Annotated in this window: 24 protein-coding genes, 1 riboswitch and 2 other annotated features; of the genes, 5 read left to right on the top strand and 19 right to left on the bottom strand. The window is 45.1% G+C overall.

From position 1 onward, the window contains the following. Window positions 1–42: 42 nt before the first annotated feature. From argC to A5878_RS02125, 9 genes are all read right to left on the bottom strand, one after another. Entirely contained in the window at window positions 43–1,065 is a 1,023-nt protein-coding gene (argC, locus tag A5878_RS02165) for an N-acetyl-gamma-glutamyl-phosphate reductase (protein ID WP_016609579.1), read from the bottom strand. A 146-nt stretch (window positions 1,066–1,211) separates the two neighbouring features. Beyond that, on the bottom strand, window positions 1,212–2,357 hold the full coding sequence (locus A5878_RS02160) for an acetylornithine transaminase (protein WP_086294467.1): 1,146 nt from the start codon (window positions 2,355–2,357) through the stop codon (window positions 1,212–1,214). Between the two features lie 204 nt (window positions 2,358–2,561). After that, window positions 2,562–4,442, bottom strand: a complete 1,881-nt coding sequence (locus tag A5878_RS02155; protein WP_086294466.1) for an ABC transporter ATP-binding protein — start codon at window positions 4,440–4,442, stop codon at window positions 2,562–2,564. Further along, window positions 4,439–6,166, bottom strand: a complete 1,728-nt coding sequence (locus tag A5878_RS02150) for an ABC transporter ATP-binding protein (protein ID WP_086294465.1) — start codon at window positions 6,164–6,166, stop codon at window positions 4,439–4,441. Before A5878_RS02150 ends, A5878_RS02155 begins: the two co-directional genes overlap by 4 nt. Further along, the gene (locus tag A5878_RS02145) at window positions 6,159–6,827 is read right to left on the bottom strand and encodes a TetR/AcrR family transcriptional regulator (RefSeq protein ID WP_005227217.1); all 669 of its coding nucleotides are present in this window, start codon (window positions 6,825–6,827) and stop codon (window positions 6,159–6,161) included. The genes A5878_RS02150 and A5878_RS02145 overlap by 8 nt, the downstream gene beginning before the upstream one ends. Before the next feature lie 266 nt (window positions 6,828–7,093). Further along, entirely contained in the window at window positions 7,094–8,125 is a 1,032-nt protein-coding gene (locus tag A5878_RS02140) for an LPXTG cell wall anchor domain-containing protein (RefSeq protein WP_086294464.1), read from the bottom strand. A 128-nt stretch (window positions 8,126–8,253) separates the two neighbouring features. Beyond that, window positions 8,254–10,266 (bottom strand): glucose PTS transporter subunit IIA, encoded by a 2,013-nt coding sequence (locus A5878_RS02135; RefSeq protein ID WP_086294463.1) that lies wholly within the window; start codon window positions 10,264–10,266, stop codon window positions 8,254–8,256. Next, window positions 10,266–11,174 carry an N-acetylmuramic acid 6-phosphate etherase gene (gene murQ, locus A5878_RS02130; protein ID WP_086294462.1) on the bottom strand — a complete coding sequence of 303 codons (909 nt, stop codon included), beginning with the start codon at window positions 11,172–11,174 and terminating at the stop codon, window positions 10,266–10,268. Before murQ ends, A5878_RS02135 begins: the two co-directional genes overlap by 1 nt. Next, window positions 11,167–12,231: a DUF871 domain-containing protein gene (locus A5878_RS02125; RefSeq protein ID WP_153882984.1), complete on the bottom strand. Its 1,065-nt coding sequence runs from the start codon at window positions 12,229–12,231 to the stop codon at window positions 11,167–11,169. The genes murQ and A5878_RS02125 overlap by 8 nt, the downstream gene beginning before the upstream one ends. 246 nt (window positions 12,232–12,477) lie before the next feature. On the opposite strand from A5878_RS02125, the gene def reads away from it, so the two are divergent. Next, entirely contained in the window at window positions 12,478–13,041 is a 564-nt protein-coding gene (def, locus tag A5878_RS02120) for a peptide deformylase (protein WP_005227211.1), read from the top strand. A 78-nt stretch (window positions 13,042–13,119) separates the two neighbouring features. On the opposite strand, the gene A5878_RS02115 is transcribed toward def, so the two are convergent. The 8 genes from A5878_RS02115 to A5878_RS02080 form a co-directional block, all read right to left on the bottom strand. Beyond that, a complete protein-coding gene (locus A5878_RS02115; protein WP_086294460.1) occupies window positions 13,120–14,328 on the bottom strand; it encodes a M20 family metallopeptidase in 1,209 nt (402 codons plus the stop codon). A 58-nt stretch (window positions 14,329–14,386) separates the two neighbouring features. After that, the gene (locus A5878_RS02110) at window positions 14,387–15,226 is read right to left on the bottom strand and encodes a MetQ/NlpA family ABC transporter substrate-binding protein (RefSeq protein ID WP_086294459.1); all 840 of its coding nucleotides are present in this window, start codon (window positions 15,224–15,226) and stop codon (window positions 14,387–14,389) included. 52 nt (window positions 15,227–15,278) lie between these two features. Then, on the bottom strand, window positions 15,279–15,959 hold the full coding sequence (locus A5878_RS02105) for a methionine ABC transporter permease (protein WP_010748680.1): 681 nt from the start codon (window positions 15,957–15,959) through the stop codon (window positions 15,279–15,281). Continuing rightward, window positions 15,960–17,036 (bottom strand): methionine ABC transporter ATP-binding protein, encoded by a 1,077-nt coding sequence (locus tag A5878_RS02100; RefSeq protein ID WP_086294458.1) that lies wholly within the window; start codon window positions 17,034–17,036, stop codon window positions 15,960–15,962. It abuts the gene before it with no gap. 68 nt (window positions 17,037–17,104) lie between these two features. Beyond that, window positions 17,105–17,345 (bottom strand) — a binding site (T-box leader). A gap of 50 nt (window positions 17,346–17,395) precedes the next feature. After that, window positions 17,396–17,634 (bottom strand) — a binding site (T-box leader). Window positions 17,635–17,687: 53 nt separating this feature from the next. Next, complete coding sequence (locus tag A5878_RS02095) at window positions 17,688–18,206, bottom strand: cysteine hydrolase family protein (RefSeq protein ID WP_086293862.1); 519 nt, start codon at window positions 18,204–18,206, stop codon at window positions 17,688–17,690. An 11-nt stretch (window positions 18,207–18,217) separates the two neighbouring features. Next, entirely contained in the window at window positions 18,218–18,742 is a 525-nt protein-coding gene (locus tag A5878_RS02090) for a transcription repressor NadR (RefSeq protein WP_086294457.1), read from the bottom strand. After that, window positions 18,739–19,587 carry a chorismate mutase gene (locus A5878_RS02085; protein WP_008376222.1) on the bottom strand — a complete coding sequence of 283 codons (849 nt, stop codon included), beginning with the start codon at window positions 19,585–19,587 and terminating at the stop codon, window positions 18,739–18,741. The genes A5878_RS02090 and A5878_RS02085 overlap by 4 nt, the downstream gene beginning before the upstream one ends. A gap of 13 nt (window positions 19,588–19,600) precedes the next feature. Then, window positions 19,601–20,293, bottom strand: a complete 693-nt coding sequence (locus tag A5878_RS02080) for an NAD-dependent protein deacylase (RefSeq protein ID WP_086294456.1) — start codon at window positions 20,291–20,293, stop codon at window positions 19,601–19,603. Window positions 20,294–20,450: 157 nt separating this feature from the next. On the opposite strand from A5878_RS02080, the gene A5878_RS02075 reads away from it, so the two are divergent. Both A5878_RS02075 and A5878_RS02070 read left to right on the top strand, forming a co-directional pair. Next, the gene (locus A5878_RS02075) at window positions 20,451–21,119 is read left to right on the top strand and encodes a response regulator transcription factor (protein WP_074535357.1); all 669 of its coding nucleotides are present in this window, start codon (window positions 20,451–20,453) and stop codon (window positions 21,117–21,119) included. 14 nt (window positions 21,120–21,133) lie between these two features. Continuing rightward, window positions 21,134–22,039 carry a sensor histidine kinase KdpD gene (locus A5878_RS02070; protein ID WP_086294455.1) on the top strand — a complete coding sequence of 302 codons (906 nt, stop codon included), beginning with the start codon at window positions 21,134–21,136 and terminating at the stop codon, window positions 22,037–22,039. Window positions 22,040–22,114: 75 nt separating this feature from the next. Here the strand turns inward: A5878_RS02070 and A5878_RS02065 are convergent, their stop codons facing one another. Both A5878_RS02065 and A5878_RS02060 read right to left on the bottom strand, forming a co-directional pair. After that, the gene (locus A5878_RS02065) at window positions 22,115–22,876 is read right to left on the bottom strand and encodes an ABC transporter permease (protein WP_179190612.1); all 762 of its coding nucleotides are present in this window, start codon (window positions 22,874–22,876) and stop codon (window positions 22,115–22,117) included. A gap of 1 nt (window position 22,877) precedes the next feature. Continuing rightward, on the bottom strand, window positions 22,878–23,795 hold the full coding sequence (locus A5878_RS02060) for an ABC transporter ATP-binding protein (protein WP_086294453.1): 918 nt from the start codon (window positions 23,793–23,795) through the stop codon (window positions 22,878–22,880). Between the two features lie 317 nt (window positions 23,796–24,112). On the opposite strand from A5878_RS02060, the gene A5878_RS02055 reads away from it, so the two are divergent. Further along, a complete protein-coding gene (locus A5878_RS02055; RefSeq protein ID WP_005227198.1) occupies window positions 24,113–24,415 on the top strand; it encodes a hypothetical protein in 303 nt (100 codons plus the stop codon). Window positions 24,416–24,562: 147 nt separating this feature from the next. Then, a riboswitch (Lysine riboswitch) is annotated at window positions 24,563–24,736 on the top strand. Window positions 24,737–24,851: 115 nt separating this feature from the next. Further along, window positions 24,852–26,441: an ABC transporter permease subunit gene (locus tag A5878_RS02045; protein WP_016609561.1), complete on the top strand. Its 1,590-nt coding sequence runs from the start codon at window positions 24,852–24,854 to the stop codon at window positions 26,439–26,441. The last annotated feature ends 6 nt before the right edge of the window (window positions 26,442–26,447 follow it).

The raw sequence follows: 26,447 nt of genomic DNA, 5'->3' as shown, positions 1-26,447 counted from the left end.
CCACTGGCTGACACGAGTATCCTCACGCGTCTGTTGGCTATTTTATGGATATAACGGTGCTTGCATAAGACCAGTCGTTTCTGGTATCTTTGCCCATCGATTGAAGTTTTGGATCGCTTGGCCAGCAGCCCCTTTGCCTAAATTATCGATCACTGCGACAACGGTCAACACTTGGGTCAGCGGATTGAAACATATGCCAATGTCACAAAAATTCGTTCCCGTCACTTGCCGCAGCTCGGGCAGCTTTCCTAACGGTTGCACTCGGACAAACGGATGGTCTTGATACGTTTTTACGTACTGCTCATAGATGTCCTCTTGCGAAATCGCGTCTTTGATAGGCGCATAAAGCGTCATAAAGATCCCTCTTTTGACAGGCAGTAAGCTGGTAGAAAATTGGATCGGCGGCATTGCCTGATCCCATTGCTGAAACTGCTGCATGATCTCAGGAATATGCTGATGCTGATTTGGCTTATACATCGTCATGTTATCCGCAGCGGTTGCAAAGTGACTGCTGTCCGTCAATTTCTTACCAGCACCCGACAAACCCGACTTGCCATCAAAAATCAACGTACCGCTGAATAGTTTTTGCTGAACCAACGGCGCAGCAGCTAAAATGGCAGCAGTCGCATAACAGCCTGGATTGGCGATCAAATTGCCAGGAGTCGTTGCAAACTCAGGCAGCGAATAGGTCGCTTGTGCCAACAACTCGGCAGGTGCAGCTTCTTGGTGATACCATTTTTGATAGCTATCCCGATCCTTCAATCGCAGATCACCGGAAAGGTCAATCACTGGAAAGTCATTTGCGACAAGAGTCGCTGCGAGTTCTTTGCTGATTCCAGCAGGAGTCGCAAAAAACACGAGTTGATTTTCCTTTTGGATTTTTTCTGCATCAAAAGGTTCGATCAGCCGCTCTGTCAGTCCAATTAAATGAGGATACAAAACTGATGAATTTTCATGCATAGAATGACTATGCAAGGTGCCCACCTCCAATTGGGGATGTTGCTGGATCAAACGAATCAATTCAATTCCGGTATACCCTGTTACACCAACGATTGCTGCCTTCAAACACGTCACTCCTCAAAAGAATTTACTTAAGATTATAAGAAACTCCCATCGCTCTGTCAATGATTATTTATAAAACTATTCAAAATAAATTCGCTATTATTCGGTTTTTATAAGAAAAAAAGCCCGAAAAATCTATTTTTATGCAATTATGCTAAGACAGCTTGCAAAATCGCCAAGGCTGCTGTCGTTTCCTCTTGCGAGATCGTTAAAGGCGGCAGCAAGCGCAAAACCTTGGTTCCCGCTTTTAATGCGAGGAGGCCTTGGTTCCGCAGTTGGGTCAACACGGATTGCAAGCTTTCCGAATCGGCTAATTCGATACCGATCATCAATCCTTTCCCACGAATCGCCTGCACCTTAGATAGTCCTTGCAATCCGTCGAGAAACTGCTGCTGGCGCAATTGAACATTGACTTGAATGTCCCCTTCTTGCAACACACTGCAAACGGCACTAGCAGCGGCCATCGCTAATTTATTGCCACCAAAGGTCGAACCGTGACTCCCCGGTCCAAAAGCCGTTTGCAAATGGCTTTTGCCTAGCATCGCTCCGACAGGGATCCCGTTACCAAGCCCTTTTGCTACGGTAAAAAGATCAGGTTCAATGCCATATCCTTCAAAAGCAAACAGTGTTCCTGTCCGTCCCATCCCGGTTTGGATCTCATCCACCACCAGTAGTACCCCCAACTCCTGACAAAGGGCTGCCACCGCTTGGACCCACGCCACCTCAGCAGGGATCACACCGCCTTCGCCTTGGATCAATTCTAAAAACACGGCTGCCGTCTGCTCATCTAAAACGGCTTGCAATGCCTCAAGGTCATTAAAGGGTACATACACCATCTCTGGTACTAACGGTCCAAACCCATCATGGATACTACTTTGCCCAGTCAAAGACATCGCCCCAAAGGTCCGACCATGGAAAGATTGTTCAAAACTAATGACTTTGCTGCGGCCAGTCGCTTTGCGAGCCAACTTTAAAGCAGCTTCGTTCGCCTCAGCGCCACTATTGCAAAAATAAGCCAGATACGGCTCGTCTGAAGCGCTCTTTTGATTTTGGGTCAGCTTTTGGGCAACTTCTTCTTGCAACTGGCTGTCATACAAATTCGGCACATGCCAAATCTGCTCTGCTTGTGTCATCAATGCGGCTTGCACTTTGGGATGCCCATAACCGAGATTAACGACCCCGATGCCGCTTGTTAAATCTAAATATTGGTTGCCTTGCGAATCTACCACATAGCTGCCGTTGCCTTGCTGGATATCGATGGGTAAACGGCTGTAATTAGGAAAAAGATGACTCATTGGTTTCACTCCTTGTCTTGGATTATTCGAAATTATGTATTAATATACATTTTAATCCAGTTAATTGCAATAAATATTTAAATTAAAGCGATAAAAATTCATAAAAAAAAGAAAGCAGTGACAATCACTGCTTTCTTTCAGTCAACCTTTGGCGGTCTGTTTATCATTATTTGGGGAAGAATTTCTTTCATTACAAACAGTGGATCACGCCACTTCTTCTGAAAATTGACTGTTATACAGGTCTGCATAGAAACCGTTTTGTGCCATCAATTCCTCATGATTTCCAGTCTCAACAATGGACCCGTGATTCATCACGATGATATTGTCAGCATCACGAATCGTAGAGAGACGGTGAGCAACCACAAAGCTGGTCCGATTTTCTAACAAACGACCCATTGCTTTTTGGATCAAGATTTCCGTCCGCGTATCGACACTAGAAGTTGCTTCATCCAAAATCAAAACGTCGGGATCCGCTAAGAAGGCGCGGGCGATCGTGATCAGCTGACGTTGACCTTGGGAGATGTTGCTGGCTTCTTCATTCAAGACCGTATCATAGCCTTCTGGCAATTTGCGAACAAAATCATCCACATGGGCAGCTTTCGCCGCAGCGATCACTTGCTCTTTGGTTGCTTTTTCATTTCCATAATGAATGTTGTCATAGATGGAACCAGTAAACAACCACGTATCTTGCAGCACCATCGAGATATTACTACGCAACTCATCACGAGTCAAGTCTCGGGTATCTTTGCCATCGTAACGAATGCTACCGCCAGAAACATCATAAAAACGTTCCAAGAGATTGATCAGCGTGGTTTTCCCAGCGCCGGTAGGTCCTACGATAGCCACCATCTCACCAGCTTTAACATCCAGATTAAAATCGGTCATCAATAATTTGTCTGGCGCATAACCAAATTGAACATGATCGAAACGAACTTTGTATTCACTGTCTTCCACTGGCAATCCAGAAGGCTCATCAGTCATTTCTTCTTCATCCAAGACTTCAAAGACCCGTTCGGCAGATGCAACGGTTGATTGGATGGTATTTAGTAAGCTAGCGATTTGAGTGATTGGTTGAGAGAATTGATTGGTGTATTGCAAGAATGCTTGCACATCCCCTAACGTCATGTTCCCATTCGCCACTTTGATCCCACCAAGGACAGCCACGAAGACATAGCCTAAGTTTTTAATGAAGTTCATCAAGGGCATAATGATCGCTGAAATAAATTGGGCTTTCCAACCAGCGGAATACAGACGGTCATTTTCTTCTTCAAAAACGACTTGATCGGCGGCTTCATGGTTGAAGGTTTTGACAACGGTATGACCGCCGTAAGTTTCTTCGACTTGGTCATTGAGCAATCCTAAACTTTTTTGTTGTGCCGCAAAGAATTTTTGCGATTTTGGTGCGACGATCATCACGACGATCAAGCTTAAAGGAACCGTTGCTAAAGCAACCAAAGTCAGTTGCCAACTGATCGTCAACATCATCCACAAAACCCCGATAAAGGTCACGACACTCGTAATAAATTGGGTCAAGTTTTGTTGCAGGGTACTTGCGATATTATCCATATCATTGATCGCCCGTGACATGATATCCCCATTTGAGTGAGTATCATAGTAAGAGATCGGCAAGCGGTTCATTTTTTCATCTAAGTCACGACGCAGCTCATAAACCGTCCGTTGCGAGACACGGGTCATAATAAACTGTTGTAGAAAGTTGAAGACGGCTGAAATCACATACATGCCGATCGCGATCAAAATGATTTGACCAACTTTCTCAAAATCGATAGGAAATTCTGTTACCTGTTGGCCGGCTTGCATCTGCTGCGCACCGATCATGACACCTTTAAAAATTTCAGTGGTCGCTTCCCCTAAAATTTTCGGTGTTTGGATTTGGAAGATCACGGCTGCGATCGCTAAAACGAAGACGGCAATGATAGCGATGGAGCGTTTCGACATGTACCCGAAAAGCCGTTTGACCGTCCCCCAAAAGTTTTTTGGTTTTGGTCCTTTGGCACCGATGTTACGGCCTGGACCGCCGCCCATTGGTACGCCACGGTGTTGTGTTGTTGTTTTCTTTTCACTCATGCAAGATCCTCCTCTCTCAATTGTGAAGAAACGATTTCTTGGTAGGTTTCATTGTCTGCCATTAATGATTCATGGGTTCCTTTTCCTACGAGTTTTCCTTCATCCAATACTAAGATCGTATCGGCATCCATGACGGTGCTGACCCGTTGGGCAACCACGACCATAATGCTGTCTTGCATGTCGCGTTTCAGCGCTGCTCGTAAGTTGGCATCGGTTTTGAAGTCCAGTGCGGAGAAGGAATCATCAAAGACATAGACATCTGCTTGTTTCACTAACGCACGAGCGATCGCTAAACGTTGACGTTGTCCACCAGAGAAGTTGCCGCCGCCTTGTTCTACACGGCTATCTAAGCCATCTGCCAGTTCGGAGACAAAATCTTTGGCTTGGGCAATCTCTAGTGCTTGCCAGATTTCTTCATCTGATGCATCGGGTTTTCCGTATTTCATATTTTCACGAATGGTACCAGAAAACAGTACCGCTTTTTGCGGAACAAAGCCCACGACTTCTCGTAGATTGTGCTGGGTGACTTCTGCAATATTGACCCCATTGATTTTGATTGCACCAGACTCCACATCGTACAAACGAGGCAAGAGATTGACTAAGGTCGTTTTCCCTGAGCCCGTCCCACCGATGATGGCAACAAAATCACCAGATTTTGCTTGAAAATCGATATCTTCCAACGCCAATTTCTCAGCGCCTTGGTAGCGATACGCCACATGGTCAAAGGCCAAGCTTGCTTGGTCCCCTTGTAAGCTCAATGTCGCTGGTGTTTTTGGATCGAGAATTTCATCTTCTTCATTTAAGACTTCGTTGATCCGATCAGCTGATGCTTGGGCTCTTGGCACCATCACGAAGATCATGGACAGCATCATAAAGCTGATCAAAATTTGCATTGCATAGGTCATAAACGCAATCAAGTTTCCGACTTCTAAGGTCATTTCGGCAATATAATGTCCCCCAAACCATGTGATGGCAATGTTCGTCCCACTCATGATCAACGTCATCAATGGCATCATCAATGCCACGATGGTGTTTACTTTAATCGCGGTGTGGGTGTAATCTTTGTTGGCTTCATCAAAGCGATTCGCTTCATAATCCGTCTTGTCAAATGCCCGAATAACGCGGACCCCCGTCAAGCCTTCACGAAAGACTAAGTTCAAACGGTCGGTTTTCTTTTGCATACTTTTGAATAAAGGAACGGCAAAATACATAATACCGCCGACCAATACTAGCATGATAGGAATAACGACTAAAAAGATTCGTGTTAATTGGGCATCTTTTTGATAGGCCAAGAAACTCGCCCCAATCAGTGTGATCGGTGCATTGATCATCATACGTAAAAACATTTGCGTCACCATTTGAATTTGGTTGACGTCGTTGGTGGTTCTTGTAATCAATGATGCGGTCCCAAATTTATCAAAAGATCGAGAAGAAAAATTCTCAACTTTTTGGTAAATGTCCGAACGTAGTTTTTGTCCTAATTTTTGTGATTCTCTTGTTGCGAAATACGTATTTCCTAAAGCGGCGATGATACTGATCAATGAAAAGCCGATCATGTAAAAGCCGGTTTTCCAAATGTAATCAATGTCGCCTGTCGCCACCCCATTGTTGATAATATTGGAAGTCAATGTCGGTAGATACAAATCAGAAACGACTTGGATCACCATAAACACCACTGCCATGATTATGGAAATGACGGATACGCGTTTTATCAGCTTAATCATAGGTTTCCCCTCTTTCTTTTTTTGCGCCCTCTCTTAACCAGCGGACTTTACTGTTGAAATCAGCGATCGCTTCGGCAGGATCATAGTCTGGATCAAACGCTGATTGGCGATAGGCTTCGGCAATCGTCGAAAAAACGGTATGCATCAGCAGCTGGATCAGCATTTTCAACTCATGGTCGTCTTTGACTTTCAATAAATCTTTGTCGACCTCTGACAAAAAGATGGCTTGCTGCTTCTGCCGATCGGCTTTGTTTTCTTGATGCATCTTGTGCTGCATCTCTGGCACGACTTTATGGAAGGAACGATAATCCATACTCATAAATAAATTGCGGTAAAAGTTTGCGTTTTTGCCTTTGAAAACCTCGGCGATCATCCGTGAAAAGTACCATTCGAACCCCGCAAACAGATCCCCGTTTTCATGTTGGATCGATTTCAGCAGATCTCGCTGACTATTTTTTTTCAACGTATGGAAATAATAGTAATAAAGATCTTCTTTGTTTTCGAAGTATTGGTAAAAACTCCCGCGAGGAATCTCGGCATCTTTGATGATGTTGGCGATCGAGGCGTCTTTCAGCGGTAGCCTTGAGAATTCTTTTTTCGCCGCATTTAAGATGCGCTTTTGTTTTTCTGGCGGCAAGTGAAAAAATGTATCGGTCGGCATCACAAGCAACTCCTTTCTAATTTAAAATAAATCACAGCTCTCGATATGACACGTTGTCATATGACACTGTGTCATTATACACCCCTCACCAGAGAATGCAAGAATTTAAATTTGACTTTTTTATGAAGGAATCGATTCTGGTCTTTTTATAAAGGGCGTTATTTGAAAAGAAATAACCAATGAAATTTCTGAAAACAAAAAACCTTCGTTTCCCTGATGGAAAACGAAGGTTGCTATTTTTTCATTCTGACGATTATAAATAACAATCATTTTTTCTTGCGGCGCCATAGAATCAAGAAAACAATCAGCAGCAGGATAACACCTGCGATCAGTAAGGTATAGCTTGGCGCTTCATTGGTTTTAGGTAATGTTTTTTCACCATCGGCAGTAGCGTTGGCCTCTTTCGAAGAAGTCGTTGTCGCTGTTTCTTGAGCACTCGTCGATGTTGCGGTCGCTTCTTCAGTCGTACTCGTTTGCGTGCCTGTAGGCAGATACATGGAATCATTTGCCGCTTGAATGATATACGAGATCCGTCCTGGGACAAAGGCACCTGGATCGACTTGCATCTCTTGTTCCATCTGATTTAAATTGGTCAAAATTGAGATCATCCATTCGTTGGAAACGGCTTGATTCAAATGTAAAAAGACTCCGTCTGCTGGATAGACGACCCGTAAATATTCCTGCAGCTGATCCACAACAGGAATCAAGTCAGCAAAACTGGCGTAGCTATTCGCATCAAAAGCCAGTTGCGGCTCAATGGCTTCCCAGGATAACGTCTGATCGACAAACAAGGCACCGATGATTTTTGCTAAGTAAGCAATATCAAAGCCCATCGCATCACTGGAATAACGTAGCGCCAGACGATTGCCATTGGTCAATTCTTCATCTGTCAACTGGTCCAACTGTTCTTGGGTAAATGCGGTCACACTTCCTTCAGTGATCCCTTGGGTTAAGGCGCTACGCAGCGAACTAGGTTCATCGGCTAACGTGTTGATCTCACTGACATCTTGCGTCCCCGTCTCTGCTTGGATCGAGGCAATAACAGCTTCGGAATCGACTGGTTCTTGATTCTCGGTAGTCGTAGTTTCTGAAGCAGCGGATTGATCCGTCTCTTGATTTTCTACTGTACTTTCTTGGACAGCAGCTTGTGTCTGATCCGTTCCTGATTGCTCCTCTGATGAAAGCGTCTCGCTAACGGCAGCCTGATTGCCACTTTCACTCGTAGCTGTTTCATCTGCATGAACCATCAGTGGTGAAAAAGCCAGCGTCATTAGTCCGAACCAAATTATTTTTTTCATCCTCATTGCCTCCTCGAATGGGATCACTCCCTTTGTAACGAAACTGTAACATAAAGGAAAATTTTTCGCAATCTATTTAGTAACTTCTTAAAAAAAACCTCTATCTTTATCCGATAGAGGTTTTAACATTATTTTATCGTTGCCACATGCATGACGGCTTGACCCGCTTTTGTTTCTGTTCCTGGTAATCCTTCGATATTGGCTACTTGCTCCATATTGGTGATGATCACGAGCATCTCAGAAGCTTTGCCTTTAGCCGTCAACTGTGCCAAATCGACTTGGGCAACTTGGGTAGTTGGTGTCACGGCTTGGCCTTCCTCCACCAGGATCTCAAAAGGCGCTCCTTGCAATTCGACGGTGTCAACACCCATGTGCAGCAGAATCTCTAGCCCGCTGGCAGTCTTGATCCCCAATGCATGTTTCGTGGGAAAAATCGTCGTGACGGTTCCTGCTGCTGGTGCAAAGATCGCTCCATTGTCTGGCAAGACAAAATACCCGTCGCCCATCATTTTTTGCGAAAATACCGGATCACTTGATGCACTGATTGATTTTGTCGTGCCTGTTGCTACTGCGTATAAAGGGGTATCGATCGGTTCTTTTGATGGAGTTGCTGTCGTTTCCTTTGCAGCCGTTTCACTCGTTTGTTTTGGTTGCGGTTGCACAGTAACGGTTGCAGCTGGTTTTTCTTCCTCTGCCTCGCTTTCTTTGACTGCTTCTAAGCGATCCTTCGGAATCCCAAAGAAGTAGGTGGCAACGAAGCCGCCAGCATAGCCTGCTAACAAGCCGAAAATATAGCCCATCCAACGGCCGTTGGCAATCAATGGAATCAAAGCTAGCCCTGATGGTCCAATCGCCGTTGCGCCGATATTTGTCAAAGCGCCAATGACCGCACCACCGATCCCACCACCAATACAAGCAGTGATAAATGGTCGACCTAATGGCAACGTCACTCCGTAGATCAATGGTTCGCCGATGCCTAAGATCCCAACTGGCAATGCACCTTTGATCATTTCAGAAAGCTCTTTGTCTTTACGTAGTCGTACCCATAAGGCTAGAGCTGCTCCGACTTGACCGGCACCAGCCATTGCTAAAATCGGTAATAATTGCGTGCTGCCTGTTGCTTCGATCATTTGGATGTGGATCGGGGTCAAAATTTGATGCAAACCAAACATGACCATTGGTAGGAAGGCCGCTCCTAAGACAAACCCAGAAAAAGCACCGCCCACATTCAAGACCCAAGTGATCGAACCGACTAAGCTGTCAGAGATCAGACCTGCCAATGGCATGATCAAGAAAATCTCCGTCAAACCGATGATCAACAAACACAACGTCGGGGTCACGATAATATCGATCGCTTCAGGAATCACTCGATGCAGCACTGCCTCTAATTTCGCCAAAAGCCATACAGCGAAGATCACACCGATGATCCCCCCTTGGTTGGCAGCTAACGCTTCGCCAGTGAACAAGTTTTGGATCGGGGCTTCTGGGTTCATACCTGTCAGCAAGATGATCGAACCGATCACTCCACCAAGGGTTGGATTGGCTTTAAAGACCTGCGCAGCATTGACCCCAGTAAAGATCGCTAAATAGGTGAACATCCCATTTCTTAGGACGTTTAAAATCATGACATAATAATTCCAAGTGTCTCCATCTAATCGGCCAGCCGTGATCATGTTGGTCAGAACGGAGGCGATCCCTGCAACGAGTCCTGCACCAACGAAGGCTGGAATCATTGGAACAAAAATATTTGAAATGTCTTTCAGCAGCGACTTCAATGGCGATGATTTTTGTTTGGCTTTTTGGGCTGCTTTCATCTCTGCCGTTTTTTCTGATAACGCCTCTTTGCCTGATTTTTGCTGCGGGATCTCTTGCCCTAAATCAACACCGGCTTTTGCCACCATTGCGTTAGCTACTTTGTTGACTTTCCCTGGTCCGATAATGACTTGCAGCTGCTCGTCATTGACGACCCCCATCACACCGGGAATCTCTTTTAACCCTTGTTGATCGACCTTGTCGTGATCGCGGACGGTCATTCGTACACGAGTCATACAGTGATTGACTGTTTCTACGTTGTCCATTCCGCCGACTTCTTGAAAAATCTTCTCCGCTAGCTCTTCTACCGTCAGTGTTTCTTTTGCCATTACTTTTCTCCTCCTAACGCCGTTTTGACAAACCCTTGTGCCGTGGCAAGTTTTGCTTGTGCTTCGTCTTTCGTGCTATCCGTCAACAGCATCACGATCGCCAATTTGACATTCTGATCTGCTTCTTCAAATGCCGCGGCGGCTGTTTCATAATCAGCTTCAGTTGCCTGCATGATGATCCGTTTTGAGCGTTCCACCAATTTTTCGTTGGTCGCTTTCACGTCGACCATCAAATTATTGTAGACTTTGCCGATCCCTACCATCGATAACGTCGAGATCATATTCAAAATCAATTTTTGGGCCGTCCCAGATTTTAAACGAGTCGAACCTGTCAGAAATTCTGGTCCACAATCGACCTCGATTGGAAAGCTGGCATGCTGAGAGATCTCCGCGTCTTTATTACAAGCGATCGTAGCCGTTGTGGCACCGAGCTCATTGGCATAGTCAAGCGCCCCGATCACGTAAGGGGTTCTGCCACTGGCAGCGATCCCGATCACCATATCATTTGGGTTCAACTTCAAATCGACAAGGTCTTGTTTGCCTAGCGTTAAGGAGTCTTCTGCTCCTTCAACAGCGACCGTCATCGCTTCTTCGCCACCGGCGATCAGACCGACCACCATCTCAGGTGATACCCCAAAGGTTGGGACACATTCGGCCGCATCCAAGACGCCTAATCGACCACTCGTCCCAGCGCCAAGATAAATCAAGCGTCCGCCCTTTTTAAAAGCGACGATGGTTTGTTCAATCACTTTTTCAATACTAGGAATTTCTTTTTCCACCGCATAGGCAACTTTTTGATCTTCTTGGTTCATTTTTTGACACGCTTCTAAAATCGTCATTTCATCTAAATTGCTCGTTTCGCTATTGCGTCGTTCGGTCGTTAATTTGTCTAAATTGATTTTATTCATCGGAATCATCTCTTTCTAATTTAAATCGCATCCCTGCTTTGATTTGTTGGATCAACGGCAGATCGGCTGGTATCACCTGAGCGGCGAGGTTGACTTTTGGGTCTGCCGGCAAAGGTCGTTTGCACACCTGGATCTCTCCCATATAGCGCAAGTACTCTTGGTTATCGATCGTCACAGCCCCCACTGGCCGCTCTTGACTAAGTTCAGGTTTGACTTCTGGAATGGCATTGAAACGGGCATCGGCGCTGCGCAAGACATCCCGAGCTTCATCGTAACGATTTTGGTGATTCCCTAAGACGTGTTCAAAGTAAGTGGAACCAAGATCTTTGACCCGCAAAACGATCCGCGCTTCTTGCAGATACGTCGCAAACTGCTGGGCACTTTTTTCAGAAACCATGCCATCGCCAATGTAAACAGCATCGACTGAGCCAGTTGCCAATAAGTCGATCGCTGCGGCAAAAGGCGACCAGTTGCGGTGTCTTTCCAGTGTGGGTAATCCTTGAAATAACGGTCCGCGTTTCTTGGCATCCCCTGGAACAAAGGCTTGGACGAAAAAGCCTTGTGCTTTCAACCAGCGGTTCTTCTCCTGAAACCAGCCAACATCCAGTCCCGTTTCTGGTCGGGGGTAATAATTGTGCCAAGCTTCCAAACGAGTAAAATCGGCTCCATACGCCTGCAGCTCTCGAATGTCTTTTTCCGTCAATGTACTGGCATTCAAACTGATGGTCATTTCTTTTGAAAAAGCTGCGATTTGCTGATTGTCGATCGCATAATCCATTCGTAAACCAGTGACACCGATCTCCCTTAGTTCCGCCAGATTGTCGATGGAAAAGCCCGCTTCTGCTAATGCGTTTCCAGAAATATCTACCATTAAAGACAGCTGATGGTCTTTTGCGAAACCTCCCAAGTCCGTCAAACGCTGCCGATAAGTACTGCGATCATCTTCTGGTATGTGCATGGAGGTGAAAATCCCTTTAAAGCCTGATGCCATCGCAGTCATCTGCTCAAGTTCTGCTGCCGTCAAGTCTTCGTTCATAAATACAGAAAAGCCGAACATCTCTTTGCCTCCTTGATGGGTCACTTTCGTGATACCGTTTTCTATAAAAGCATTATAACTGATTCTTTTCCCATTCGCAACTATATTTCATAATTAAATCATTAATATAGAAATATCGTTTCATTTAATAAGAAAGCTTTACCGTTTAAACTTTCTTATGCCCTTCTTTCTACACTTATGGTACACTTTATTAGGAACGAAACTTGCTTTCGTCATTTTTACATAGTAGGAGGAATCACATCATCAATGATTACAATGGATGATATTATTCGCGAAGGCAATCCAACCTTGCGTGAAGTAGCAAAAGAAGTACCTTTTCCTTTGAGCGAAGAAGATATCGCACTAGGAAAAGAAATGATGACCTTTTTAGAAAATAGCCAAGATCCAGTCAAGGCAGAAGAACTTGAATTAAGAGGCGGCGTTGGTCTAGCAGCTCCTCAATTAGATATTTCAAAACGAATCACAGCGGTCCTCGTCCCTAGTAGCGACCCAGAAAAAACAGAACCTGATTTTAAAGATGTTCTATACAACCCCAAAATTTTAAGTCATTCCGTGCAAGAAGCTTGTTTGGGTGAAGGCGAAGGCTGTCTGTCCGTGGACCGTGAAGTCCCTGGCTACGTGGTACGCCATGCCAGGATCACGATCAGCTATTACGACATCAACGGCAAAAAGAAAAAAGTTCGTTTGAAGAACTATCCTGCGATCGTCGTTCAGCATGAGATCGATCATTTGAACGGGGTCATGTTCTACGATCATATCAATCAACAAAATCCTTTTTCATTGAAAGAAGGCATTTTAGTCATCGACTAACTAAAAAGTCTCTACCGACATTTTGCGGCAGAGACTTTTTTTCTATACTATTGACTATCTTCCTTCACGGTTTTGGCATTAATTGCCTTTCGCTAGGCTTTCTTGATGATCGGCTTTGATTTTTTCTAATAACGCTGGCTGCTCAAAAAGGTCTAATGCCGTCAGCGCTAAAAGTTCCGCCGCGATGGCGATCGATTGCAAGCCTTTTTCACTCTTGGCAGCGGCTTTGAATTCTTCCGAATGACCCGCAATGTAGTCATCTGAAATCGAAACGGTGGGTTGGATCGTCGGGATCACTTGACTGACATTGCCGACATCAGACGAACCAAGGCTTGTTTTGGCTTCCTTATCGATCTCATCGGCAGGTACGCCCGCTTCTTGGGCATGGGCGAAGAAGATCTCATCAAAACTTGGTGTCACGATCACATCGTCGACGGAGTTTTGGAACAAACCAAATTCATAGGTCGCTCCCGTAGCTAAAGCGGCTCCTTTTACGATGTTTTCGACTTTCTCGTAGACATCATTCAAGGTTGCTCGATTGGCAGCTCGTAAATAAAAACGACCGGCTGCATATTCTGGCACGACATTGGCTGCCACGCCGCCATCGGTGATCACACCATGAATATTGACATCTTTTGGTAAATGCAGGCGCAACCCATTGATCCCGTTAAAGACTTGCAGCAATGCTTCTAACGCGTTGATGCCTTTTTCTGGTGCAGCTGCCGCATGGGAAGCCCGACCATAGAACTTGATGTCCACTGGATCATTGGCTAATGAAGCCGTCGTTTTGCCATAGCGATGGGCTGGATGGACACAAAGAGCGGCATCGACATCATCGAAGAACCCTTCACGGACAAAACTGCCTTTAGCGGAACCATTTTCTCCACCTTCTTCTCCTGGCGTCCCATAGACTCGAATCTCCCCGCCTAGCTCATCGATGAAAGGTTGCAGAGCACTGGCAGCTAAGACGGAATAAGTCCCGAAGAGATTGTGTCCGCAGGCATGACCGATGCCAGGTAACGCATCATACTCGGCTAAAAAGGCAATCGTCGGACCCGGTTTCCCACTGACATAGCGGGCATCAAAGCCGGTGCGATGGCCTGCCACATCCTTTTTAACAGCAAAGCCTTCTTTTTCTAATTGGGCGATCAGGGCATCGGCTGAATAAAACTCATAGTTGCTGACTTCTGGGTGATTGTGGATATCTAATGCCAAGGCTTGATAAGCGGCTAAACGCTCTTGGATAAATGGTTTGATGGTTGCTTTCGTAATAGTTGCTGTTGTCATAATCAAATCTCTCCTTTTTATACATGCTTTTTCAGTTTTTTATCAAATTACATGGTGCTTATTTTGCCCCAAAGGTTTCCCAAGCAGGAACGCTTGATCCTTTTGACGTTTCCTCGATGACTTTTTTCGTATCCTCTGTTTGGTAAGCAGCGACCACTTTTTGGTAAACTTCATTGTCTTCCTCTTCTTTACGGGCGGCAATGATGTTGACGTAAGGACGGGCCGTTTCATCAACAGGCTCTAAAAAGATCGCATCTTCGGTTGGTACAAATCCTGCATCCACCGCCATGCCGCTATTGATGACCGAAACATCGACATCCGAAAGTGCCCGGGCGGTTTGCGCTGCATCAAGTTCTGAAATTTCTAAGTTCAAACGGTTTTCTGTAATATCCGCGACCGTTGGTGTTTGTCCGGCTGCTTCATCCACTTTGATCAATCCAGCTGATTGTAATAAAAGCAATGCCCGACCACCATTGGTCACATCATTAGGGATCGCAACTTTAGCTCCTTCCGCCAAATCGTTGACATCCGTCACTTTGTCGGAATAAATGCCTAATGGCGCATTGACTGTATTGCCGATCGATACGAGATCAGTACCAAATTCTTCATTATAGTTGTCCAAGAAAAATTGGTGTTGGAATGAATTAAGGTCGATGGAGCCATCAGCTAAGGCTGCGTTGGGTTGGTTGTAATCAGAAAATTGGACATATTCTAAATTGATGCCTTCGTCTTTCATACGATCCTTGACATCATCCCAGACGTCGGTGTCCGCACCGATCACCCCTAATTTCACCGTCACTTCTTCTTGATCGTTGGCTGCGGCACTGCCATTGTTTCCGCATCCTGTAATAAATAATAATGCTGCCCCTAAGACGATTGATTGTACGATTTTTTTCATTTTTGCTTCCTCCATAGACTTGCTTGATTTTTTGTTTGTACGTAAGTGGTGGTCAGTGTGATACTCGTTTAATGAGTAGATTGCTGACAAATTGACTGATAAAAACGAATACTAAGATGATCAAGGTCGCCATGATCGTGACATCGGTCTGGAATCGGTTGTACCCGCGGGTGATGGCTAAGTTGCCTAAACCACCAGCGCCAACAGCTCCTGCCATGGCGGTCAATCCGATCACATTGATCACAGTCAATGCAGAGACCCGAATGATTCCCGCCACGCCTTCTGGCAAATAGACCCGAAAAATGATACCGAAAGGACTGGTGCCCATCGCTTCAGCTGCTTCTACGACACCGGGGTCAACTTCTAGCAAGGCGATCTCGATCTGCCGAGCAAAGAAGGGGATGATCCCAGCAATCAAAGGGACCAATGCTGCTGTTTCGCCGATGGTCGTTCCAACAAGGAATCGGGTAAAGGTTCCTAGTAACGTCAATAAGATAATGAAGGGAATCGAACGGACCACATTAATGACTTTATCGAGAAATTCAAAGAGCGGTCGATTTTCTAAAATCCCGTTCGGTCGAGTCACTACCAAGACGATCCCTAACAAGATACCTAAGATGCCCGCAATCAAAGAGGTCCAAAAAACCATATACAAGGTTTGGATCGTTGCTGTCACAAATTCATCTTGGATCGCAACAACATTGGGAAAATATCTTTCTAATAAGGCAGCCATCTAAAATCCTCCTTTAATCACATTGTTTAATGGTTCTGCATGATTTTCTTTTAAAATATTGGTGTAAACTCCTTGCGCCTTCAAGTATTCTAAGGCATGTTTACGCTGTTGGTATTCACCGGATAAGCTAACGACTAAGCTGCCGATCGGCACTTCTTGCAAGATCTCCACGTTGCCGTAAAGAATATTGGTGGTCACTTTGTAGCGGCTGTACAATTGGGCGATCAGTGGTTCATTGGTTTGATCGCCAACGTAGGACAGCTCCACCAGCCATTCATTTGGTGCCAAGGAAGAAAACTTCGAACTGCCAAGGATCGTTTCTAAGGCTTGGTCGATGTGCGTCGCCGTTCGGATGAAATCTTTGGTCAATGGTTTTTCTGGTTGACTGAAAATCTGAACGCTTGAACCTTGCTCGATGACTTCGCCGTCTTCCATCACTGCCACTTTGTTGCAGATTTCTTTGACGACTTGCATCTCATGAGTAATGATCACGATAGTCAAGCCGAGAGTCCGATTTAATTTTTTCAACAAAGCCAATATCTGTAAGGTCGTTTTCGGATCAAGGGCGCTAGTTGCTTCATCACAAAGCAAGATCTCTGGATCATTCGCTAACGCTCTGGCAATGGCGACCCGCTGTTTTTGTCCTCCAGATAGTTGGCTAGGAAACGCTTGGGCTTTTTCTTCCAATCCCACCAACGCTAACAGCTCGGTTACTTTTTGATGACGTTCCTGTTTGGACCGTCCCCCATATTTCAAGGAGAAATCCACGTTATCAAAAACATTGCGGCTGTCCATCAAGTTGAAGTGCTGAAAGATCATTCCGATCGTTTTCCGTTTTTCTCGCAGGTCTTTCGCCGAAAGCGTGGTCAGCTCGGTACCATTGACGACGACGCTGCCGCTGCTTGGGCGCTGCAATAAGTTGATTACACGGACGAGTGTACTTTTCCCGGCGCCTGAGTAGCCCACGATGCCGTAAACGTCCCCTTTGTCGATCTCGATCGATACGTTTTTGACCGCTTGGATCGCGGGTTTCTTTGGTTGATTGAATGTTACTGATATGTCTTTTAATGAAATCATCGTCTTCCCCCTAGTTCTTGTCTTTTTCAATAAAAAAAGGCATCCTCAAACAAGTCACCTGTGACTTGTTTGAGGACGCCTTTTTGCGTGTTACCACCTCAGTTTAAGCTGCACTCGCATACAGCTCCTTTTCGAGTACGATCATACTCTAGCCAGATAACGGTCGCTACCGTCGTCGCCTTGCAACCTACTGCTCGGAACGAATCACTCCTTGGCCATTTTCTAAAAGTCGTTTGATGCTTCTTTTCAGCTACCGAAGCTCTCTGTTGAAAAAACGTGCTTTTGTACTTACCAATTCTTCGTGTGTGGTGCTATTTGATTTTGGGTATAAAAAAAGTCCTTTTACCAGTGTTTGCTAGTAAAAGGACGAATACTCGTGTTACCACCTTTTGTTTAGAAGGTTTCCCTTCCCTCAACCCAACGTCTAGTCGTGCTAGAGATTGGTGCACTTTGTAACGGTAGTGCGCATCCGTGATTGCCTACTTATCGACAATCAATCCTCCAAGGCCATTTTTCATCGCTTCTGACTTGACTCTTTCCACCAACCAGAGTCTCTCTTTGAAGTATCCGCGGTTACTTTCCTTCTCAACAGATTCATTATTCTTGTTGAAGAGTACTTTACTGGAAAATGAACGCCTTGTCAACAAAAAATCACAATTTTTTCATTTGAGGATTTGCCAAGACTTCCGCAAAGCGTCCTTGCCAGATCATTTCGTACCAATCAATGATTTCAGCTGCTGATCGTCCTCGGCTTGGATACGTCGTTGTGGCTTGGGCATACACGACGTTTTGATAACCCAGACCATGCGCGAATTTGATCGTGCCATCAAGGCAATATTCCGTCTGAGCACCAGCAAATTCGATACTACGCACTTGGTTTGTCTGTAAGACCGCTTGTAGATCTGTTTGAAAAAAACTATTGGCGTGTTTTTTTCGAATCAAACGATCCGTTGGTTCATAGGCCAATGCTGGGTGCAGTTGCCATGCTTTGCTACCGTAGGGCAACGTCTCCTCTTCATGCTGAACAAAAATAACTGGTTTTTCTTCTTTACGATATCGTTGGATTCGTTGGTTGACGAACAGCAATAATTCCGACAAATGGTCAATTGTTTGGTCATTTGTTTGACAGACCCCATTTTGCAAGTCAATGATCAATAAGACATCTTGCATCACTTCACTCCTCAATTTTGGTAGAGCATGCCTTTTTCTGCTAACTGTTGGTTGGCTTTTTCCAGAGCCGCAGGATCGGTGTAGCGCAACGTATGCAAGTGTACCCCATTGGTTAAATCTGAGAGCAAGCGGGCTTCTGCATGTTTGGTTTTGTTGATGAACTCAGTCACGTCTTGGTCTGTTTGGATCTGCAAATTGCCAGTGATCTCTCCATAGATCTCATGCTCAACGATGACATCGACCACTTCCACACCACAAGCGACAAAGATGCGCAATTCTTCTTCCGTTTGTTCAGGTCGATGCTGCACCGCTAGCTTGCTGACATGTCCTGCCTCATCCAACAGCGCTTGCAGACGATAGCCGCGAGCCGTAGCCACAATCGCTTCACCAGCTGCTCGCAATAAGGCAATGTCCCCAACGATGATTTGACGGCTGACTCCTAGCGATTCTGCCAGTTTGCTGGCACTGATCGCTTTGTCCGCTTGCTTCAATGCCGCTAAAATGTTTTCTCGACGTGTTCCTCCATCCATACTCATTCCTCCAATTGATTCTCTTGATAGGTTTTTGAGTGTTTCATAATTGATTGAAACATAGCCAAAATCGTTTCTTCATAGGCTTGATTAGAAATCGCCTGCCGAATGTTTTCCAGCACTTTCTCTTCACGATTTTCATCTAATACTGGCAATTGACTACTTTTCTTCAATTGTACGATTTCGTTGACCGTGCTCATACGTTTTTCCAAAAGATGCGTGAGTTGCCAATCAATGTCATCGATCGCTGCCCGCTGAACAGCCAAGGGATCTTGCTGGTTGTTTTCTTCTTCTAAGTCGATCGTCTTGATGACCCGTGCCGGATTTCCCGCCAACACAACATTGTCTGGGAATGATTTGGTAACGACACTGCCAGCGCCTACCACGACATTGTTGCCTAAGCGGACCCCTGGCAAAATCGTGGCCGCGCCACCAATCCACGCGTTATCGCCAATCACGATCGGTGCCCCTAATTCTAAGCCGCTATTTCGTTTGACCGGATGCAATGGATGCGTCGCCGTAAACAACCGAACATTGGGTGCCAGCATACAGTTGTCACCAAAGGTAATTGGACAAACATCTAATAGCACACAATCGTAGTTAGCATAGAAGTTTTTGCCGACAGAAATATTGTAGCCATAATCAAAACGGACATTCGGTTCGATATAGATTCGACCAGTCACAGAGCCGAAAGTTTCTTTTAGTAACTGCTCTTTGATTTTTGTATCAGTTTCTTGGTTGATCAGGTTCATTTGTTCACGGGCATATTTTCGATCTGCCACCAATTCTGGATCTGGGGAAAAGTACAATTCGCCAGCAATCATTTTCTCTTTTTCGGTACGTTGTGTCATATCATAAACTCCTTCATTCAATTTTCTGGAAAAACGTTTCGGCTGCTGCGGTCAACATGCCATATTCATTCGGGATCGTCAATGGTTCCTTATTGATGACCAACACCTGCTGGCTGTAATCGACTAGCCCTGCAAAAGGATAGACTTGCAGCGAAGTCCTCACGACCACCGTCAGGTCGGCTTGAGCAACGGCTTGAATGGCTCCTTCAATGGTTTCATCCGTAAATCCTTCCCCATAAAGCACGATCGCTGGCCGGATCTGACCACCACATCCTGCATGGTGCCAATCCTCCAAATACGCTTGCCACGGTACCGGATTGCCGCATTTTCGGCAATAACAGTTGTACAAGGAGCCGTGAAAATCAATTCTTTGGTGACTGCCTGCTTTTTCATGCAAGCCATCGATGTTTTGCGAAACAACCCAAACGGTTTTCTTCGCTTGCAGCGCAGCCATTTTTTGATGAATAATATTAGGCTGTGCTTGAGGATGGTAGAGGTGCTTGACGAACTGATAAAATGTTTCCGGTTCGTTTTCTAAACAGTCATGGCTTAACAAATACTCTGGCTGTGCCACTCCTTGATAGACCCCTTTTAAGGAACGGTAATCAGGAATGCCCGATGGGGTCGAAACACCGGCACCCGTCAAAAAGGTCACGGATGGTGCGGCGGTGACCGCTGCGATTGCTTGCTCAATAGATACCTTCATCGTTCTAACTTCCTTTATGGCTTTTCTCTTATTCTAACCGAAAAAGAACCGTTTTTGCGAAAAATCAGCCATTTTCTTTTTTAAAAGCAACTAATGCTTTTTCGTGCGGAATTGCTTATAATAGATGCAACAAATGCAAGGAGAATGGGAAAACCAAATGAAAATTTTGATTATCGAAGACAACAATGAGATCAGCGAAATGTTGGCTACTATTTTAGCAGCTGACTATACCGTCCAGCAAGCCTATTCAGGCACGGAAGGTCTGCTACTTTTTCAGCAAGATGCTTTCGACTTGATTTTGCTAGATCGAATGCTCCCTGGTAAAGATGGGACACAAGTCTTGCAAGAGATTCGCCAAACCTCCACGGTCCCCGTCATTATCTTGACTGCCTTAGATGAACCAGCCGATGTTTCCACCCTTTTGCTGGCAGGTGCCAATGATTACTTGACCAAACCCTTCAATGTCGAAGAATTAAAAGCCCGTATCATTGTTCAGTTGCGAACAAATAAACAAACCCCTCCAGTTGCCAGCAGCCACTCGTATAAAAACATTCAACTGTTGCCTGACTCGTTTCAGCTGCAACGAGGAGAGGCAACGGTTCAGTTAAAGAAAAAGGAGTTTGAGATTTTTTCCCTGCTCTTAGCCAACCCCAAAAAAGTTTATACCAAAGAAATGCTCTATGAAGCTGTTTGGCAAGAACCTTACTACGGTGAAGAAAACACGATCAATGTCCATATCAGCCATTTACGCAGCAAAATCAAAACACTCGATCCAGAGGAAGCGTATATCGATACTGTCTGGGGCATCGGCGTCAAGCTAGCTTAAAAAGGAGGAACCTCATGCATATACTTCAGTTTTTCGCCGCTCTGATCGTTGTGTTATTGTTGGGCTATTGGTTTTTCTTACTTTATGATCTAAAAAAGTACCACCAGCAATTAGCAAGAATCAGCGAAATCGAAACAAATCAAGAGATCCATTTGCAGACCCGCGTCCCCGCTTTAAAAGCGATCGCTTTGTTAAACAATCAGATACTTAGAAAAAATAAGCAGCAGCACTATCAAATGCTGCAAGAAAACCAGCAGTTGGAACAAGCCATTCAAAATATCTCTCACGACTTACGCACACCTTTGACGGTCGCCAGCGGTTACACACAACTGCTGCAAGCCGATGCGACCCTCACCCCGCAACAGCTACAGCTGCTGGATAAAGTCAGCAGCAACCTAGAAAAAGTCGAAAATCATCTGGAACAGTTGTTGACCTATCAGCGTCTCAAAGACAATCAGCTCGCTTTGACTTTGGAAGAATTCAATCTTTCTCGTTTATTGGAAGAAGAACTGCTCCAGCTTTATCCTTCTTTTGAGGAAAACCATTTATCACTGACGGTTGCGATCCAACCCAACATCATGATCATTTCAGATAAAAAAAGCTGGCAACGAATTTTCCAAAATGTCCTTGGTAACCTGCTGGAACATGGCAGTGAAACGGGGACGATCCGCTTGAATCAGCAAGGAGATCGCATCGTTTTCCAACAGGAAAATCAGCTGAGGACACCGATCCAGCACCCAGAAAAATTGACTCACCGCTTTTATACGGAAGACCTTTCACGGCACAAACAGCAAGCTGGACTTGGTCTGTATATCATTGCGGCATTGACTCATGCATTAGAGGGGAAGATTCAACTGGATACAACCGAAGAGACGTTTCGTTTGACTTTGTCTTGGCAACAGTCTGCTAAGGCCCATTAAACACTGGCTACACGGACAAAAACGCCCAACAGTCTGACCTTTTTCGGTCGGTCCTGTTGGACGTTTTTCTTTTCTTTATAATTCTTGTCTCTTAAACACCAGATGCGCAGCCAAGAGGCAAAGCAATAAACTGATCAGGCTCCCAAGAAAAATGGGTTGGACTGTTTCCCATGTTTGGAAAGTAGTCATGGTCACCATCTCTAACCCACCTTGAAAGTCCAAGTATTCTAAAAACTTCCAGTTGGGTAAGGAGATTCGGGCAATCGCAAAGGCCATCGGAATAAAAATCGTCGCCAATACGCTGACTGCTGTATTTTTGGTTAAATACAGAACTAGCACTGCAAAAGAGGACGTGGCTAATAAAATCAGTACAAAACTAACGAAATAATACAACAAGTTTTCTATCTGTGAAAGGTCATTATAACCAATCCCCCCAATAACCGTTCCCGCTACAAAGCTCACCACACAAATCGCGACGATCTGTAAGACCAGTACCAACGCATATACCAAGAATTTCCCAAAAAGATAAGCGGGTTTAGAGACACCGACGGTAATGATATTCTTCATGGTCCCTTTCGTGTACTCACTGCCTAAGACCTGCATCACCAATGGCAAGGAGTAATACAGCAACATGGAAGACAGACTGGTCTGGATCGCAAGAAAGCCCGTCATTTCGGCAAGGCTGCCTGTGGTTTGCGTACTATCTCCCAGGGTGACTCCCACGTCACCATTTGAAACAACCGCTAAAATCACCAACAATAAAATAATTCCTTCTGTGATCCAAAAACTTTTACTTTTAGATAAACGATACAAATCTGCCCGAATAAAATTCAACATCTTAATTTCCCCCTTCACTTGTCACTAACTCTTTGAAATACGACTCTAGGTTTTCCCCTTCAAAAGAAATCTGGTCGATAGCGATCCCTTCATAAACCAATTGACGGATTAGATCACGAATCAATACATTTTCTTGGTAGATGTGGATCTTGTGGTCACTGACAACTTTATATTCAGAAATCAGCTGACTGTCCAGTAAGCGGCTAGCTGTGGCTACATCATCGACTTCTAACTGAATAAACCGTTTCGCCATCAGATCGAATTCGTGTTTGGTCATCTCTTTGATCAGACGCCCCTCACTAATGACCCCAAAGCGTGTAGCCACTAGATACAGTTCTTCTAAAATATGGCTGGAGATCAAAATCGTCATGCCGCGTTCTTGATTCAATCGTAAAAGCAGCTCTCGAAATTCAACGATCGCGACAGGATCCAAGCCATTGATCGGTTCATCTAAAATTAGAAAATCTGGCTGATTCAATAAAGCAATCGCTAAGCCCAGTTTTTGTTTCATCCCTAAAGAAAAATCACGGTATTTCTTGTTGCCGACATTGGTCAAACCAACAAACGCCAGTGCCTTACTAACGGCATCAGGTTCCACCACCCCGCTGATTTTGCAATAATAGTTCAAATTTTGTTCTGCTGTCAATTGGTCGTAAGCGACTGGGGTCTCAATCACATTACCGACCCGTTTCAGCATCTGGATGTACGCTTTGCCGCCTTCAACACCAAACAACTGCAGACTGCCACTGGTGGGTTGGATCAACTGCACGATCGCTTTTAGTAAGGTCGTCTTCCCAGCACCATTTCTCCCTACCAATCCATAAATATCTCCTTTGGCGATCGTTAGATCGACATCATGCAGTGCTTGCTGTTTGCCGTATCGCTTGTTTAACCCTTTGATTTTAAGAACATTTTCCATTTCTACTTCCTCCTTGCTTGCTTCTGTGATCATTCTAGCAAGCAGATCTAAATCAGCTATTAACTAATTATTAATTGATTCTTAACTCGTATTTTTTTGCAAAAAACAACTTATTTCTATTATACACAGCTGAAAATAACCTCGGTGAGAAAAATCGTCCCTTTTTCACCAAATCCTCTCAGACGCAAACAGAAACCACCTTCTTTTCACTGCAGCTTTTGCTCTTTGTTTTTTGCCTCACAAAGAAAGAGATTCCTTCATGACAAGGAACAAAAAACGTGGTAAACTAGTCACGAATCAAAGTGAGGTGAAATACATTGGTAGCAGCTATTATTTATTGGGCAATGATCATTATCAGTTTCGGTTGGTTGGCAGTCAGCTTATATTTCTCTATCTTCTATTTAGCACGTAAAGAAAATGGCAATTTATGGGCATTTGGCTTTTTAAATGTCATCACAGCAATCATTCAAGCCATCGTCCTTGTGGTTTACCGTACCTTAGGACAAGATTGGGGCGTTACACAATACTCAAGCCTCATCTATCTAGCACTTGGCTTATTGCTTGGCTTGACAGTCATCCAAGCTGTTTTAGGCCGTGAACCAAAAGCGAAAGTCGCTTAAGGGTTCCAATAGACACTCGTAAAAACGATCCGCTTTCTCTTTGATAAAAATAGGGAAATGGTCGTTTTTTTGTTAAAAAGAATTGACATTTGGGTGCTTTTCTTCTAAACTCTGAGAAGAATCAAATTAAATACGAGTACCCTTTAACATTTAGGTAGAGGTCGCGAGGTTCATTAATCCTGCTGAGTGAAGCAACACGTTTACAGCAGAGCTAGGGAACATCGCCGAAACAAGATCGGTTTTGCTTGCATCGATTTTGTTGGGCCGCAAATGAACAATTTGCGGACTGTCTTAGCTTGTCTAAGTTGCGCTATGTTTTGTGAAAGGTTTGTCGACGATGACCTGTCAACAGCCGTTTTCCAATCATGGAGTACGGCTGTTTTTTTGCTTTTTCATCCTTACCTGCTTGTCCAACTCGTGAAAGGAAAGAGATAAAATGAAAAAAAATAATTGGATCTGGGCGGTCTTCGCCCTCTGTCTAACCCTCATTCAGCTGCCCCTAACCGTGCAAGCGGATGACCAAACGCCTGCGGAACAATTCCGTGTCGGTATGGAGGCAGGCTATGCCCCCTTCAACTGGACGCAAACGACGGACGCCAATGGTGCCGTGCCGATTTCTGGGGAAGAAGGATCGGCGTTTGCCGGCGGTTACGATGTCCAGATCGCCAAACGAATCGCTGAAGGTTTAGGCAAGGAATTAGTGATCGTTAAAACCCAATGGGACGGTCTGCCGCCAGCTTTACAGGCGGGGACTATCGATGCCGTGATCGCTGGTATGTCACCAACGGCCGAACGCCGCGAGCAAATTGATTTTACCGATCCTTACTATGAATCCGACTTGGTGGTCGTAGTACGCAAAGATGGGGCATTCGCCGATGCCAAAAGCCTCGCCGATCTTTCGGGGGCAAAAATCACTGCTCAGCTAAATACCTTCCATTATACGGTCATTGATCAAATCCCTGAGGTCCAAAAAGAACAAGCCATGCGGGACTTCTCCTCCATGCGCGTTGCTTTAGCTTCGGGCATCATTGACGGCTACGTCAGCGAACGTCCAGAAGGCGTCACTGCCGTCGGGGCAAATCCTGATTTGAAGATGGTCGAGTTCGATGAAGGGGCTGGTTTTGAAACCAATCCAGAAGACGTCCAAGTAGCAGTCGGGATGCGCAAAGGCGATCCCGATGTTGAAAAAGTCAATGAGATCCTTGCAGGAATCTCTGAAGAAGAACGGGTTTCCCTGATGGATCAAGCAGTCTTAGACCAGCCTGCAGATGCCAGCGGAGAAACGGCAGATCAAGGTCTGATCGCTGATTTCAAAAAAATCATTGATGATTACGGCATGCTCTTTTTACGAGGCGCTGGCTTGACCTTATTCATCGCGATCCTTTCAACGATCATCGGATTGATCATCGGTCTTTTAGTCGGTATCTTCCGGACACTGCCGCTTTCAGAAAATCCAGTAGGACGTTTCTTCCAACGAATCGTCAACGGCCTGCTGACCATCTATATCGAAGTTTTCCGCGGTACCCCAATGATGGTTCAGGCAATGGTTATTTTCTACGGAACGGCTCTAGCCTTTGGTGTCTCCATGAATCGCACGCTGGCAGCTGTGCTGATCGTTTCTATCAATACGGGTGCCTACATGTCTGAAATCGTTCGTGGGGGGATTTTTGCTGTAGATGACGGCCAATTTGAAGCAGCTCAAGCGATCGGAATGACTCATTGGCAAACCATGATCAAAGTCGTGTTGCCGCAAGTAATGCGCAATATTTTACCAGCTACCGGAAATGAGATCATTATCAATATCAAAGATACTGCTGTCTTAAGTGTCATCAGTGTTGCGGACCTCTTCTTCCAAGGTACATCAGCCGCTGGAACGAACTTCCAATACTTCCAAACATTTGCGATCATCGGTGTGATCTACTTAGTCTTGACCATCAGTGCCACCCAGATCTTGCGCTTTGTTGAACGCAAAATGGATGGTCCCAGTGCGTATGTCAAATTAGAAGACATCAACCCGAACGAATAAGGAGGA

Origin of the sequence: Enterococcus sp. 3G6_DIV0642 (genome assembly GCF_002140635.1) — a bacterium.
GTDB lineage: Bacteria > Bacillota > Bacilli > Lactobacillales > Enterococcaceae > Enterococcus_D > Enterococcus_D casseliflavus.
The sequence above is the reverse complement of the archived record's forward strand: the minus strand, read 5'-3'. Positions and strand labels throughout refer to the sequence as shown.

Bases quoted from the DNA above. Each gene is read 5' to 3' on its own strand.
- A5878_RS02160 (WP_086294467.1), bottom strand. From the start codon at position 2,357: ATGAGTCATCTTTTTCCTAATTACAGCCGTTTACCCATCGATATCCAG.
- A5878_RS02155 (WP_086294466.1), bottom strand. From the start codon at position 4,442: ATGAGTGAAAAGAAAACAACAACACAACACCGTGGCGTACCAATGGGC.
- A5878_RS02150 (WP_086294465.1), bottom strand. From the start codon at position 6,166: ATGATTAAGCTGATAAAACGCGTATCCGTCATTTCCATAATCATGGCA.
- A5878_RS02145 (WP_005227217.1), bottom strand. From the start codon at position 6,827: ATGCCGACCGATACATTTTTTCACTTGCCGCCAGAAAAACAAAAGCGC.
- A5878_RS02140 (WP_086294464.1), bottom strand. From the start codon at position 8,125: ATGAAAAAAATAATTTGGTTCGGACTAATGACGCTGGCTTTTTCACCA.
- A5878_RS02135 (WP_086294463.1), bottom strand. From the start codon at position 10,266: ATGGCAAAAGAAACACTGACGGTAGAAGAGCTAGCGGAGAAGATTTTT.
- murQ (WP_086294462.1), bottom strand. From the start codon at position 11,174: ATGAATAAAATCAATTTAGACAAATTAACGACCGAACGACGCAATAGC.
- A5878_RS02125 (WP_153882984.1), bottom strand. From the start codon at position 12,231: ATGTTCGGCTTTTCTGTATTTATGAACGAAGACTTGACGGCAGCAGAA.
- def (WP_005227211.1), top strand. From the start codon at position 12,478: ATGATTACAATGGATGATATTATTCGCGAAGGCAATCCAACCTTGCGT.
- A5878_RS02115 (WP_086294460.1), bottom strand. From the start codon at position 14,328: ATGACAACAGCAACTATTACGAAAGCAACCATCAAACCATTTATCCAA.
- A5878_RS02110 (WP_086294459.1), bottom strand. From the start codon at position 15,226: ATGAAAAAAATCGTACAATCAATCGTCTTAGGGGCAGCATTATTATTT.
- A5878_RS02105 (WP_010748680.1), bottom strand. From the start codon at position 15,959: ATGGCTGCCTTATTAGAAAGATATTTTCCCAATGTTGTTGCGATCCAA.
- A5878_RS02100 (WP_086294458.1), bottom strand. From the start codon at position 17,036: ATGATTTCATTAAAAGACATATCAGTAACATTCAATCAACCAAAGAAA.
- A5878_RS02095 (WP_086293862.1), bottom strand. From the start codon at position 18,206: ATGCAAGATGTCTTATTGATCATTGACTTGCAAAATGGGGTCTGTCAA.
- A5878_RS02090 (WP_086294457.1), bottom strand. From the start codon at position 18,742: ATGAGTATGGATGGAGGAACACGTCGAGAAAACATTTTAGCGGCATTG.
- A5878_RS02085 (WP_008376222.1), bottom strand. From the start codon at position 19,587: ATGACACAACGTACCGAAAAAGAGAAAATGATTGCTGGCGAATTGTAC.
- A5878_RS02080 (WP_086294456.1), bottom strand. From the start codon at position 20,293: ATGAAGGTATCTATTGAGCAAGCAATCGCAGCGGTCACCGCCGCACCA.
- A5878_RS02075 (WP_074535357.1), top strand. From the start codon at position 20,451: ATGAAAATTTTGATTATCGAAGACAACAATGAGATCAGCGAAATGTTG.
- A5878_RS02070 (WP_086294455.1), top strand. From the start codon at position 21,134: ATGCATATACTTCAGTTTTTCGCCGCTCTGATCGTTGTGTTATTGTTG.
- A5878_RS02065 (WP_179190612.1), bottom strand. From the start codon at position 22,876: ATGTTGAATTTTATTCGGGCAGATTTGTATCGTTTATCTAAAAGTAAA.
- A5878_RS02060 (WP_086294453.1), bottom strand. From the start codon at position 23,795: ATGGAAAATGTTCTTAAAATCAAAGGGTTAAACAAGCGATACGGCAAA.
- A5878_RS02045 (WP_016609561.1), top strand. From the start codon at position 24,852: ATGAAAAAAAATAATTGGATCTGGGCGGTCTTCGCCCTCTGTCTAACC.